At 71.4% G+C, this 11,705-nt stretch carries 13 protein-coding genes and 6 pseudogenes; 15 read left to right on the top strand and 4 right to left on the bottom strand.

Annotation, left to right across the window (positions count from 1 at the left end; genetic code table 11):
* The 3 genes and pseudogenes from AB1285_RS24715 to AB1285_RS24705 form a co-directional block, all read left to right on the top strand.
* Positions 1-251, top strand: a pseudogene (locus AB1285_RS24715) (fumarylacetoacetate hydrolase family protein); the annotation flags it as partial.
* Positions 233-766, top strand: a pseudogene (locus AB1285_RS24710) (SDR family NAD(P)-dependent oxidoreductase); the annotation flags it as partial. The pseudogenes AB1285_RS24715 and AB1285_RS24710, both read left to right, overlap by 19 nt.
* Before the next feature lie 127 nt (positions 767-893).
* Positions 894-1,016 carry an SDR family oxidoreductase gene (locus AB1285_RS24705; protein ID WP_429978091.1) on the top strand — a complete coding sequence of 41 codons (123 nt, stop codon included), beginning with the start codon at positions 894-896 and terminating at the stop codon, positions 1,014-1,016.
* 388 nt (positions 1,017-1,404) lie between these two features.
* Here the strand turns inward: AB1285_RS24705 and AB1285_RS24700 are convergent, their stop codons facing one another.
* Positions 1,405-2,484 (bottom strand): amidohydrolase family protein, encoded by a 1,080-nt coding sequence (locus tag AB1285_RS24700; RefSeq protein WP_429978090.1) that lies wholly within the window; start codon positions 2,482-2,484, stop codon positions 1,405-1,407.
* Positions 2,485-2,553: 69 nt separating this feature from the next.
* On the opposite strand from AB1285_RS24700, the gene AB1285_RS24695 reads away from it, so the two are divergent.
* The gene (locus AB1285_RS24695) at positions 2,554-3,210 is read left to right on the top strand and encodes a FadR/GntR family transcriptional regulator (protein WP_429978092.1); all 657 of its coding nucleotides are present in this window, start codon (positions 2,554-2,556) and stop codon (positions 3,208-3,210) included.
* A 4-nt stretch (positions 3,211-3,214) separates the two neighbouring features.
* Here the strand turns inward: AB1285_RS24695 and AB1285_RS24690 are convergent, their stop codons facing one another.
* Positions 3,215-3,763: a transaldolase family protein gene (locus AB1285_RS24690; protein WP_429978089.1), complete on the bottom strand. Its 549-nt coding sequence runs from the start codon at positions 3,761-3,763 to the stop codon at positions 3,215-3,217.
* Positions 3,669-3,878: a hypothetical protein gene (locus tag AB1285_RS24685; protein WP_429978088.1), complete on the bottom strand. Its 210-nt coding sequence runs from the start codon at positions 3,876-3,878 to the stop codon at positions 3,669-3,671. The genes AB1285_RS24690 and AB1285_RS24685 overlap by 95 nt, the downstream gene beginning before the upstream one ends.
* Positions 3,879-4,048: 170 nt before the next feature.
* Between AB1285_RS24685 and AB1285_RS24680 the strand changes: the two are divergent.
* From AB1285_RS24680 to AB1285_RS24645, 8 genes and pseudogenes are all read left to right on the top strand, one after another.
* Positions 4,049-4,330: pseudogene (locus AB1285_RS24680) on the top strand (PfkB family carbohydrate kinase); the annotation flags it as partial.
* 94 nt (positions 4,331-4,424) lie between these two features.
* Positions 4,425-4,964: a PfkB family carbohydrate kinase gene (locus AB1285_RS24675; protein WP_429978087.1), complete on the top strand. Its 540-nt coding sequence runs from the start codon at positions 4,425-4,427 to the stop codon at positions 4,962-4,964.
* A gap of 14 nt (positions 4,965-4,978) precedes the next feature.
* Positions 4,979-5,074, top strand: a pseudogene (locus tag AB1285_RS24670) (RbsD/FucU domain-containing protein); the annotation flags it as partial.
* 68 nt (positions 5,075-5,142) lie between these two features.
* Positions 5,143-5,385 (top strand): RbsD/FucU domain-containing protein, encoded by a 243-nt coding sequence (locus AB1285_RS24665; RefSeq protein ID WP_429978086.1) that lies wholly within the window; start codon positions 5,143-5,145, stop codon positions 5,383-5,385.
* Complete coding sequence (locus AB1285_RS24660) at positions 5,385-5,789, top strand: GntR family transcriptional regulator (protein ID WP_429978084.1); 405 nt, start codon at positions 5,385-5,387, stop codon at positions 5,787-5,789. The genes AB1285_RS24665 and AB1285_RS24660 overlap by 1 nt, the downstream gene beginning before the upstream one ends.
* Positions 5,702-6,039, top strand: a pseudogene (locus tag AB1285_RS24655) (GntR family transcriptional regulator); the annotation flags it as partial. The gene AB1285_RS24660 and the pseudogene AB1285_RS24655, both read left to right, overlap by 88 nt.
* A 184-nt stretch (positions 6,040-6,223) precedes the next feature.
* Positions 6,224-7,282, top strand: a pseudogene (locus AB1285_RS24650) (PLP-dependent cysteine synthase family protein).
* A 21-nt stretch (positions 7,283-7,303) separates the two neighbouring features.
* On the top strand, positions 7,304-7,819 hold the full coding sequence (locus AB1285_RS24645) for a glycine cleavage system protein R (RefSeq protein WP_187662533.1): 516 nt from the start codon (positions 7,304-7,306) through the stop codon (positions 7,817-7,819).
* 69 nt (positions 7,820-7,888) lie between these two features.
* On the opposite strand, the gene AB1285_RS24640 is transcribed toward AB1285_RS24645, so the two are convergent.
* The gene (locus AB1285_RS24640; protein ID WP_085605550.1) at positions 7,889-8,566 is read right to left on the bottom strand and encodes a FadR/GntR family transcriptional regulator; all 678 of its coding nucleotides are present in this window, start codon (positions 8,564-8,566) and stop codon (positions 7,889-7,891) included.
* A gap of 167 nt (positions 8,567-8,733) precedes the next feature.
* On the opposite strand from AB1285_RS24640, the gene AB1285_RS24635 reads away from it, so the two are divergent.
* The 3 genes from AB1285_RS24635 to AB1285_RS24625 form a co-directional block, all read left to right on the top strand.
* Complete coding sequence (locus AB1285_RS24635; RefSeq protein ID WP_429977409.1) at positions 8,734-9,969, top strand: aminotransferase class V-fold PLP-dependent enzyme; 1,236 nt, start codon at positions 8,734-8,736, stop codon at positions 9,967-9,969.
* 125 nt (positions 9,970-10,094) lie between these two features.
* Positions 10,095-11,342, top strand: a complete 1,248-nt coding sequence (locus AB1285_RS24630; RefSeq protein WP_429978082.1) for an ABC transporter substrate-binding protein — start codon at positions 10,095-10,097, stop codon at positions 11,340-11,342.
* 3 nt (positions 11,343-11,345) lie between these two features.
* Positions 11,346-11,705, top strand: a 360-nt coding sequence (locus AB1285_RS24625) for a carbohydrate ABC transporter permease (RefSeq protein ID WP_429978080.1), incomplete at its 3' end; no start/stop codon positions are given.

Genomic DNA, 11,705 nt, shown 5'->3' with positions numbered 1-11,705 from the left:
CTTCGTGAACGGCGAGCCGCGGCAGGACTCGAACACGAGCGACATGATCTTCACGGTCGAGCAGATCGTGCACCACCTGTCGCAGTACGTCACGCTCGAGCCCGGTGACCTGATCCTCACCGGCACCCCCGCAGGGCGTGGCCCTGTCCGGCACGTACCCCTACCTGGCCGCGGGCGACGTGGTGGAGATCGAGATCGACGGCCTCGGCCGCCAGCGCCAGGACTTCGTCGCATGGGAGGCAGAGAAGTGACCCTTCGAACTCAGGGAACCGACGCGGAAGGCCTCGTGGCCATCGTCACCGGAGGAGCCTCCGGCATCGGCGCGGCGATCGCCGACCGTCTGCATGCGGATGGGGTCACCGTCGCGGTCCTCGATCGTGACACCACGCACGCCGACGAGCGTTCGCCGCGTTCACCGCCGACGTCTCCGACCGCGCGAGCGTGGACGCCGCCGTCGACCGCCGTCGCCGAGTGCTTCGGCCGCATCGACATCGTCGTCAACAACGCCGGCGTCGGCGCACAGGGCGACATCGCCGCGAACGACGACGACGAGTGGGCGCGCGTCCTCTCCATCAACGTCACGGGCATCGCTCGGGTGACGTCGGCGGCACTGCCGTGGCTGCGGAAGTCCCCCGCCGCCGCCGTATGCAACACGGCCTCGATCGCCTCGACCACCGGGCTCCCGCAGCGGGCGCTGTACTCCGCGTCGAAGGGGGCCGTGTCGGCGCTGACTCGCGCGATGGCCGCCGATCATCTGCGCGAGGGCATCCGCGTCAATGCGGTCAACCCCGGCACGGCGGACACGCCGTGGGTCGGACGACTGCTCGACTCCGCGGCCGACCCCGCCGCCGAGCGGGGCCGCGTTGGAGGCACGACAGCCCCACGGACGACTCGTGAGCCCCGACGAGGTCGCCGCCGCGGTGGCCTACCTCGTGAGTCCCGCCGCGGGCTCCACCACGGGCACCTTCATCGAGGTCGACGGGGGGATGGCGCAGCTCCGCCTCCGCCCCGAGTGACCCCGGTCTTCTCCGACGGCCCGGTGTCTCCCCGCGAGACCCCGGGCCGTCCCCGTCCCCGGGCCCTCCGTCCCGTCCCCGTCCCCTCCCGTCCCGGTCCAGCCGGGATCAATCCCGCTCCCTCATCCCGCCCCGCACGCCCTTCCTCATCCCGCACACGAGCACCCACGCGGGCGGGATCAGAATGGCTCCTCCACCGCGCCCAGCACGCCCTTTCTCATCCCGCACACCGCACGCTGTCTGCGCGCCACGCGCTTCTGCACGCCACGCGCTTTCTGCACGCCGTGCGCTTCTCGCCCGCCCCCGCCGTTCGGGATCAGAACCGCTCCCCCATCCGTCCCGCAGGCTCCTTTCCCATCCCGCACACCGCCTCGCCGCGCGGACGGGATCAGAATCGCTCCTCGATGCGGCTGCCGCGGGTCGTTTCCCATCCGGCACGCCACGAGGCGCCCCGCCGGGACGACCGTGAGCGGCACGGCACCCCCCGTCCCGGGATCAGAAGCGGGCCTGGAAGGGGCTCCGGAGGTGGCATATTGCACCCGCCCGCGAAAGGGGGGCGGGGGGGGTTAGAGGGAGTAGACGGAGGTGGCGGTGGCGTGGAAGAGGGCGTCGTGATCGATGCCGCGGGACGTGGCCCAGGCCGCCACGGCGTCGGCCCAGCGGCCTGCGTGCTGACGGCTGATACACCGGAGAGCCGTCGGCGGAAGCGCGGGGATCGTCCGGTACCGCGGGGCCGACCGCCGACACGGGCCAGTCGCTCCCCCACATCAGGCGCTCGGGGACCGAAGACGTCGGCCGCCGTGTCGAGGAAGGGTTCGAGCTGCGCGAGGCTCCAGTCCCCTCCGGCCTCCGCGGGCAGTCCGGACACCTTGCAGAACACCCCGGGGTGTCGCGCCAGCTCGGCGAGGTCGCGCTCCCACTCCACGGAGGGCGTGCGCGGAGCAGAAGCCGTCCCGACCTCCGGCTTGCCGAGGTGATCGAGCACGATCCGCAGCTCGGGGATCGCGCCGGACAGTCGTGCGACGTCGGGGAGCTGCGCGGCACGCACGCACGCGTCGAAGGTCCACCCGTGCGCCGCGACCTCGCGGGCCCCGGAGATGAAGGCCGACGAGAGCATCATGCCGTCCGGCTCCCCCTGCAGCAGATGACGCACGCCGACCACGAGGGGCTCCGCGGTGAGGCTCTCCAGGTGCACCGTGGTGTCGGTGCCGCGATCGAGCCGAGCGCCGGCGACGATGCCGACCACCCCGAGTCGTTCCGCCTGCCCTGCCACCCACCGCACCTCCGCGAGGAAGTCGTCCTCGGCGGTCTCGGCCTGCACGAACACGGCCCGCTCGTCCGTGGCCCGCTCCACCCGCGCCTGCTCGAACTCGCCGGCAGCGAAGCGCCGCGCGAGCGGTCCCTCGAGCCACGTGTACCCGAGGGCCTCCGGGTCCCACAGGTGCAGGTGCGAGTCGAGGATGCGCATGCCCCCATCCTGCCGCAGACATCGGATGTTGTGCGAGGATGAGCGCCATGGCAGTGACGGGACGAGGCGATCGAGAAGATCAAGGCGATGATCGTGTCGGGCGAACTGGCCCCCGGCGATCGCCTGCCCCCGGAGAAGGAGCTCTCCGAGCGCCTCGGCCTCTCCCGCAACTCGATGCGCGAAGCGGTCAAGGCGCTGGAGGTCATCCGCGTGCTCGACGTCCGTCGTGGTGACGGCACCTATGTCACGAGCCTGGAGCCGCACCTGCTGCTGGAGGCGATCGCGTTCGTCGTGGACATGCACGACGACGACTCGATGCTGGAGATGTTCGCCGTCCGCCGGATGCTCGAATCGCAGGCCACCGGGCTCGCGGCGACCCTGGGCACGGACGAGGCGATCGCGGCCCTGCAGGATGAGGTGGAGGCCGTCGACGCCTCCGTCGGCATCGAGGAGCTCGTCGACCACGACATCCGCTTCCACCGCGAGATCGTGGGCATGGCGGGCAACGCCTACCTCGCGAGCCTCATCGAGCACCTGAGCAGCCAGACGGTCCGGGCCCGGGTGTGGCGGGGGCTCACGGAGGGCGGCGCCGTGGAGCGCACCCTGTCGGAGCACCGCGCCATCGCCGACGCCATCGCCCAGCGCGACTCGGCACTGGCCACCTCCCTCGCCACGGCCCACATCGCGGGTGTCGAGCGGTGGTTGCGGCAGGCTGCCTCGGCCTGACCCGTCAGGCGCCGAGACGCTCCATCGCGGCGTCGAACTCGGCCGCCGAGTTGTCGCTGACCTCGTGGAACAGCACCTGGTCGAGCACGTCGGGCGCGGCGGTGAAGTAGGGGACGCCGGCAGCGCGCAGCCCGGTGATGTCATCGGCCGTCCGCAGCGACGCGGCGAGGACGTTGGAGGCGCTGCCCGCGCACATCTCCTGCATCCGTGCGATGAGGGCGTCGCCGTCCATGCCCGCGTCGCGCATGCGCCCGAGGTAGGGCGCGATGTACTGGGCACCGATCGAAGCGCACGTGAGCGCCTGCGCGACGGAGTAGACCGCCGTGACGAGGACCGTGGCCCCGTCACGGATGAGGGCGGAAGCGGCGGCGAACCCGGCTGCGGTCGCGGGCACCTTCACCGCGACGCGGTCGCCGAGCGCGCGGATGCCCTCCGCGTTCCGGAGGAAGGAGGCGGTGTCACCACCCCCACGTCTGGAAGAACACCTCCCGGGCGCCCTCCTCGACCCAGCGGGCGTAGAGGTCGGGGATCTCCCCAGCCGTCCGCCCGCCACGCTCGAGGATCGTGGGGTTCGTCGTGACACCGTGCACGACCCCCGCGGAGAGCAGCCGCGCGACACGGTCGGTGTCGGCGCTGTCGACGTACAGGCGGGGCGCGATCGCGGTCATCGGGGTCTCCTCGCGGGCAACCTGTCGTTACAGGTGGGGCTTCGGCTAATGTAATGACAGCTCCCGAACCTTGTCAAAGACCGGGAGTCCCGCGCTGTCGAGGAGGATCAGGAGCGAGATGACACCCGCACACCCCGGCGACCGCTTCCGGCGTCGTCATCGTCGGCAGCGTGACGGCCGACGTCACGACCTTCTCCCAGCGGCTCCCGGCCCGCGGCGAGACCATCCTCGGCGACGAGTTCACGCTGATGCTCGGCGGCAAGGGCGCGAACCAGGCCGTCGCGGCGGGACGCTCCGGCGCCCGCACGAGCTTCGTCGGCTGCGTCGGCGACGACCTGTTCCACGACCTCGTGGTGGGACGGTCTCACCGCCGCCGGCGTCGACCTCGCGCACCCTGCGCACCGTCCCGGGCCCCCACCGGCATCGCGCACATCCGCGTCGACGCCTCCGCGCAGAACGACATCGTCATGGTGCCGCTCGCGAACGCCGCCCTGAGCACCGAGCAGATCGACGAGGCCCCTCGCAGCGCTCGCCCCCACGACCTCGGTGCTGCTCACCCAGCTCGAGACCCCGTCCGCCCTGACCGCCCACATCACCGCCCGGGGACGCGAGCACGGCATGACCGTGATCCTCGATCCGGCACCGGCGGCGGAGCTGGCAGCGGAGATCTGGCGGAGCATCGACATCGTCACCCCGAACGAGACCGAGGCATCGCTCATCAGCGGCATCCAGGTGACCGACGCCGCTTCCGCCGAACGCGCCGGACACTGGTTCCTGGAGCAGGGTGTGGGCGCCGCGGTCATCACGCTGGCCGGACAGGGGTCGTGCGTCGTCACCGCCGAGGGCGCCACCGTCGTCCCGCCGTTCCCCGTGGAGGCCGTCGACACCACCCGCCGCGGGCGACGCCTATGCCGGCTACCTCGGCGCCGCGCTCGCGAGCGGAGCGGCCCTCACCGATGCGTGCGGCTGGCGACCGCCGCGGGCGCCCTCACCGTCACGAAGCAGGGGGCCTCGCCCAGCCTCCCCCACCGCGCCGACGTCGAGGCCTTCCTCGCCGCGCGCACCGCGGCCCCCGTCGCGAACTGAACCAGGAGCACACGATGCGCAAGACCTCGACCACGATCAACCCCGCGCTCTCCCGCGTCATCAGCGAGACCGGGCACAACGATCTGATCGTCGTGACCGATGCCGGGCTGCCGATCCCGCCGGGCGCCGAGCGCATCGACCTCGCCTACCGCCCCGGCGCCCCACGCCCTTCCTCGACGTGCTCGACACGGTGCTCGCGGAGCTCGTCGTCGAGGGCGCGACGGTGTCGGCCGAGGTCGCCGAGAAGAGCCCGGAGGTGCTCGACGCCCTGCGCGAGCGCTTCGCCGATGCGGGGTTCGAGATCGAGCTGGTCCCGCACGTCGAGTTCAAGCGGCGCACGCACGCCGCCCGCGCCTTCGTGCGCTCCGGGGAGTTCACCCCGTACGCGAACGTGATCCTGCACGCGGGGGTGGCGTACTGATGTCCCTCATCGAGGACGCCATCGACCGCCACAGCGCGGCGCCCATGTACGACCAGCTCCGGCAGCTCATCATCGACGGCATCGCCCGCGACGGTCTGCAGCCGGGCGATCCTCTTCCCGGCGAGCACCGGCTGTGCGAGCGCTACGGCATCTCCCGCACGGTCGTTCGGCAGGCGTTGGCGCAGCTCGAGCACGAGGGACTCGTCGAGCGCGTGAAGGGCAAGGGGCACGTTCGTCTCCCGCCCCGCGCACGAGCGAGAGTCTCGTGCACACACTCGTCGGGCTGTACGACGACGTCGAGCGGCGCGGCGGCCATGTGCACAGCGACGTCCTCCGCCACGAGCAGACCGTCGCGGACGAGGAGGTCGCCCTGGCCCTGGAGGTGCCGGTCGGATCGCCGGTGATCGTGCTGGAGCGGCTGCGACACGTGGACGGCGAGCCCTGGTCGCTCTCGACCACGTGGATGCCCGAGGCGGTGGGGGCGGTGACGCTCGGCGCGGATCTCACCGAGGCGTCGCTGTACGGCTGCTCGCCGACCACGGCATCATCGCCACGCACGGCGTCCGCTCGGCCGAGGCGACGGTCGCCACGCACGAGCAGGCTCAGCACCTCGGTGTGAGCGCCGGCTCCGCCCTCCTCCGCCTGCGCAGCATCAGCCGCAGTGAGGACGGCGTGCCGATCGAGTACTTCATCGCGTACCACCGCGGCGACCGCTCGCGCTTCGAGTTCCAGCTCCAGCAGGAGCAGTCCCAGGCGTCGTTGATGCACGTGGACGGATCGGGCGGCGCCTCCCCCCGCGGGCACGGTGGGCTGACAGCGGCCCCGGTACGCTCGAGGCATGAGCGACTGGACCAGCACCGCGATCGCCCTGCTGGAAGCCGATGCCAACCGCAGCGCCGACACACACCTGCACCTGTTCCCGCTGCCGCGGAGTGGGGCATCGACCTCTACCTCAAGGACGAGTCGGTGCACCCGACCGGCTCGCTCAAGCACCGCCTCGCGCGCTCCCTCCTCCTCTACGGGCTCGTCAACGGGCGCATCCGTGAGGACACGACCCTCGTGGAGTCCTCGAGCGGATCGACCGCGGTGTCGGAGGCCTACTTCGCCCGCATGCTGGGGCTGAAGTTCATCACCGTCGTGCCCCGGTCGACGGTGCAGGAGAAGATCGACCTCATCGAGTTCTACGGCGGAACCTGCCACTTCGTCGACCGCCCGGAGGACATGTCGTCGGAGGCCCAGCGCCTGGCGGCGGACTGCACCGGGCACTACCTCGACCAGTTCACCTTCGCGGAGCGCGCCACCGACTGGCGCGGCAACAACAACATCGCCGAGAGCGTGTTCAGCCAGCTCGCCCAGGAGCGGCATCCGATCCCCCGCTGGATCGTCACGGGCGCCGGCACCGGCGGCACCAGCGCCACGTTCGGCCGCTATGTGAAGTACCGCCGCCATGACACCCGGATCGCCGTCGTCGACCCCGAGGGCTCGGCCTTCTACGACGGCTGGGCGGGCACGGTCGACCCGCCGGCGGGACGCCCGAGCCGCATCGAGGGCATCGGGCGGCCGCGGGTGGAGGCCTCGTTCGTGCCGTCCGTGATCGACGAGATGATCCAGGTGCCGGACGCGGGCTCCATCGCCGCGATCCGCCTCCTCCGCGAGCGCACCCTGCACTGGGCGGGCGGCTCCACCGGCACGAACCTCTACGGCGCGTTCCAGCTCATCGCCCGGATGCGTGCCGCCGGCGAGACCGGCAGCGTCGTGACCCTCATCTGCGACAGCGGTGTGCGCTACGCCGGCACGTACTACTCCGACGAGTGGGTGGCGCAGCAGGGGTGGGACCCTCGCCCCGCACCGTGCGCGGCTGGAGCGGTTCCTGGAGACCGGGGTCTGGGCGGAGTGATCCCCGGGTTACGCTGACCCCATGACCACACTCATCCTCACCGTCGCGGGTGCCGATCGTCCTGGCCTCGTGGCCGCCGTCGCCGATGTCGTCGATGCCCACGGCGGCAACTGGGAGAACAGCTCCCTCGCCGAACTCGCCGGCACGTTCGCGGGTGTCATCGAGGTGTCCGTGCCGACGGAGCGCACGGGGGAGCTCGAGACCGCGCTCCGGGCGATCCAGGGCCAGGGGCTGCTCACGCTGTCGGTGCTCACCGGCACGCCGGGGCCGTCGGAGGACGAGGAGCAGCTGATCGTGATGCAGGTGCTCGGCAACGACCGCCCCGGCATCGTGCGGGAGGTGTCGGCGGTGCTGAACGCGCACGCCCTGAGCATCGAGGAGCTCACGACCGAGACCCGGGAGGCCGCGATGGCCGGCGGGCGACTGTTCGAGGCCTCGGTGATCGCGAAGGTCCCGCCGACGGTCGACCTCGACGCCCTGCGCGCCGACCTCGAGCGCCTCGCGTCGGAGATCCAGGTCGACATCACCCTCGGCTGACCCCGTTCGAATCGCCTGAATGGCTCTATCCGGCCGCCGGATGGGACCGATCGCGCGATTCGAACGCAGTCAGAGGCCGGAGTATCGCCGCACCCAGTACTCGGTGTAGGCGACGTGGGCGGACGCGGCGGCGGAGGCTGCCACCGGATCCGCGGCGGCGAGGCCGCGCAGGATCGCGCGGTGACCGGCATCGGAGTGGATCTTGAGCTCCGCGGCGTCCTCGGGGTCGGATATCCGGTAGGCCCGGGAACGGGAGCGCAGCACGTCGATCAGGCTGGTCAGGGCCTCGTTGCCCGCGACCGAGGAGATGGCCATGTGGAACTCGTGGTCGAGGCGGGACTGCGCCTCGAAGTCCGTCGTCGACTCGATCTCCGTGAGCACCTCGTCGAGTGCGGCCACCGTGTCCTCGTCGATGCGGGCCGCGGCGAGCGCCGCCGCATGCGGCTCGAGCACCCGTCGGAGCTCCGTCAGCTCCAGCACCCCCGCCATCGGCAGCAGCCCGACCGTGAGCGAGAGACTGCCGATGAGATCGGCCGCGCGGAGCTCGCTGACGTAGCTCCCGGAGCCGTGCCGCGTCTCCAGCACGCCGAGCGCGGCGAGAGTCCGGATGGCCTCACGGAGCGATCCCCGTGAGACGCCGAGCCGTTCGCAGAGCTCTCCCTCGCTCGGCAGCCGGTCGCCGGGGCGCAGAGCGCCGTCGGCGATGAGGGCCCGCAGCCCGTGCAGCGCCGTGTCGAGTGCGCTCATCGTCATCCTCTCCGCCACTCCCCCACCCCCTCGTGAAGTCTGTCGGACACACCGGCGGCCGCAAACTCGTATGACAACTATGTTTCATCTTCGCGCTTTCGTAGCCAAAACCGAAGGCGTGTGGCAAAGTTGTGCAACAACTCGCCCCCACTCACCGATGAGGTCCGATGCCCGCTCCGCAGTTCCCCGCTCCGCTCACGCTGAACTCCGGCCTGCGGGCGCGCGACGCCTGGCCGCTCGACCCGACCGTGATCCACCTCAACCACGGGTCCTTCGGGGCGGTGCCGTCGGTGGTGGTCGCCCATCAGGACGCCCTGCGCCGCCGTGCCGACCTGAGCCCCGTGGAGTGGTTCCCGCGCATCGCGGAGCGCGTGCAGGAAGCGAGGCAGCGGACGGCTCCGTTCGTCGGCGCCCGCGCGGAGGACAGCGTGTTCGTGCCCAACGCCTCCGCCGCGGCCACCGTCATCTACAACGCCCTCCAGCTCGAGAGGGGCGACGAGATCCTCGTCACCGACCAGGGCTACGGGGCCATCACCATGGGAGCCGAGCGCCTCGCCCGCCGGTTCGGCGCCGCCGTCCGCACGGTCGCCCTGCCTCTGCTCGCCGATGACGACGAGATCGTGGAGCTGTTCGCCGACGCCCTCACCCCGCGCACGCGGCTGCTCGTCGTCGACCAGATCACCTCGCCCACGGCTCGCCTGCTGCCGACCCGCCGCATCGCCGACCTCGCGGCCGAGCGCGGCGTGCGCACCCTGGTCGACGGCGCCCACGCCCCCGGCCTCATCCCGGACGCGGCGGCCGTCGCCGGCGGCGACTGGTGGTTCGGCAACATGCACAAGTGGCCCTGCGCCCCGCGCGGCTCCGCCCTCCTGGTCACCACCGCCCCCGACCGCGACGAGCTCTGGCCGCTGATCGACTCCTGGGCCGCGCGCGAGCCGTACCCCGAGCGCTTCGACACGCAAGGCACGATCGACGCCACGACGTACCTCGCCACCCCCACCGCGATCGAATTCATCGAGGCCGAGTTCGGATGGGCGGCCGCCCGCGAAGCCATGGCCGCGCGCGCCGACGCGGGGGCCGAGCTCATCGCCGAGGCCCTGCGCCCGTTCGGCGACGAGGACCCGCTGACCCCGCTCCCCTCACCGGTGCCGTCCATGCGCCTCATCCGGCTGCCGCTCGGCCTCGGCGCCACCCGCGAGGAGGCCGACGCGCTGCGCATGGACCTCCTCGACGAGGTCGGCGTGGAGACCGCGTTCACGAGCTTCCGCGGCGTCGGCTACTTCCGCCTCTCCGCGCACCTGTACACCGAGGCCGCCGACGTCGAGGCGTTCGTCGAGCGCTGCGTCCCGGCGATCCTGCGCCGCGCCGGCATCCGCCCCGCGGACGCCCTCATCCTCCCCTGACCCGCATCACCTCCCGCACGACCCACCCGAACACCCACCCACCCCCACCGAGAGGCACATCGTGAGAACAAGATCTTGACGACCGCAGCCGGAGTCGGCACCGTCGCCGTCCTCGCACTCACCGGATGCTCCGGAGGCTCCGGCTCGTCCGGCGCGACGGCAGCGTCACACTCCAGATGGTCGAGAGCCTGACGAACCCGGCGCGCACCGAGCTCCTCCGCGGACTGCTCGACGAGTTCGAGAAGGACAACCCCGACATCACCGTCACCCTGGTCTCCCCGCCCACCGAGCAGGCCGACCAGAAGATCCAGCAGATGCTGCAGTCCGGCAAGGGCGTCGACGTGCTCGAGGTGCGCGACATCACCGTCGGGCCGTTCGCGAACAACGGCTGGCTGTACGACCTGGGCGACGATCTGAAGAAGTGGGACGGCTGGGACGCCCTGACCGAGAACGCGCAGTCGGCATCGGTCGCGGAGGACGGCAAGAGCTACTTCGTCCCCTACGGCTTCTACGGCCTGTCGCTCTTCTACCGCACGGACCTCGTCGAGCAGGCCGGCTTCGACGGCCCGCCGCACAGCTGGAAGGACCTGCTGGAGCAGGCGTCCGCCATCCAGGACCCGTCGAACAACATCTACGGCTACGCCTTCCGCGGCGGCCAGAACGCCAACAGCAACGTCGTCGCGGCGATCGAGGCCTACACGATCGACGGCCTCGACACGGAGGACGCGTTCCTCATGGAGGACGGCTCGACGATCTTCGCCGCTCCCGAGGCCCAGGAGGCGGTCGACGACTACTTCGACCTGTTCAAAGAGGCTTCGCCGCCGTCCGCCGTCTCCTGGGGCTACCCCGAGATGGTCGCCGGGTTCACCAACGGCACCACCGCGTTCCTGCTGCAGGACCCGGAGGTCATCGCGACGGTGCAGGACTCCTCGCTGACCGAAGACCAGTGGGACACCGCCCCGCTGCTCGTCGGCCCGTCCGGCAAGGCCGCACAGCCCCTCGCCGTCGCCGGCTGGGGTGTCGCGGAGAACAGCGAGCACAAGGAGGCGGCGGTCAAGCTCGTCGAGTTCCTGTCGTCGGCCGAGCCCGCCACCGAGTTCGCGCAGGCGAACAGCCTCGTCCCGATCATCGCGGCCGCCGCGGACGACGAGTTCTACTCGACCGGCCCCTGGACGAGCTACGTCACCATGACCGAAGACCCGGAGACGTACGTCAACGTGCGTCAGCCGCGCGGGGTGAGCTGGTGGACCGAGTGGATCCAGAAGTCCGACCAGGACGTGCAGAGCGTGCTGCTCGGCAACATGTCCACGAAGGACCTCCTCGCCTCGTGGGACGCGTTCTGGACCGAGAAGTACGCCGCGGAGAAGGGTTGATCCGTGGCCCGCACCATCCGTGAAGGGGGCTCCGTCGGCACCGCCGGCGGGGCCTCCCCGGCATCGCGTCGTCGGCCGTTCCGGGGTCGCACTGCGCTCACCCTGCTGGCGTTCCTCGCGCCGGCGATCGTCTTCGTCTGCTGGTTCACGTACTGGCCGATGCTGCAGGGCGCCCGCATGGCGTTCCACGACTGGAACCTGTGGGACCTCACGTCGACCCCGTTCGTCGGCATCGACAACTTCCTCGCCGTCTTCCGGGACCCGGCGTTCCCGACCGTGGCGTGGAACTCCGTGCTCTGGGTGGTCGGCTCGCTCGTGCCGCAGCTCGTGATCGGCTTCCTCATCGCTCTCAGCCCTGCGCAA

The sequence above is a fragment of the Microbacterium sp. NRRL B-14842 genome, from assembly GCF_050470785.1.
This window is presented reverse-complemented; position numbering and strand designations above follow the sequence as displayed.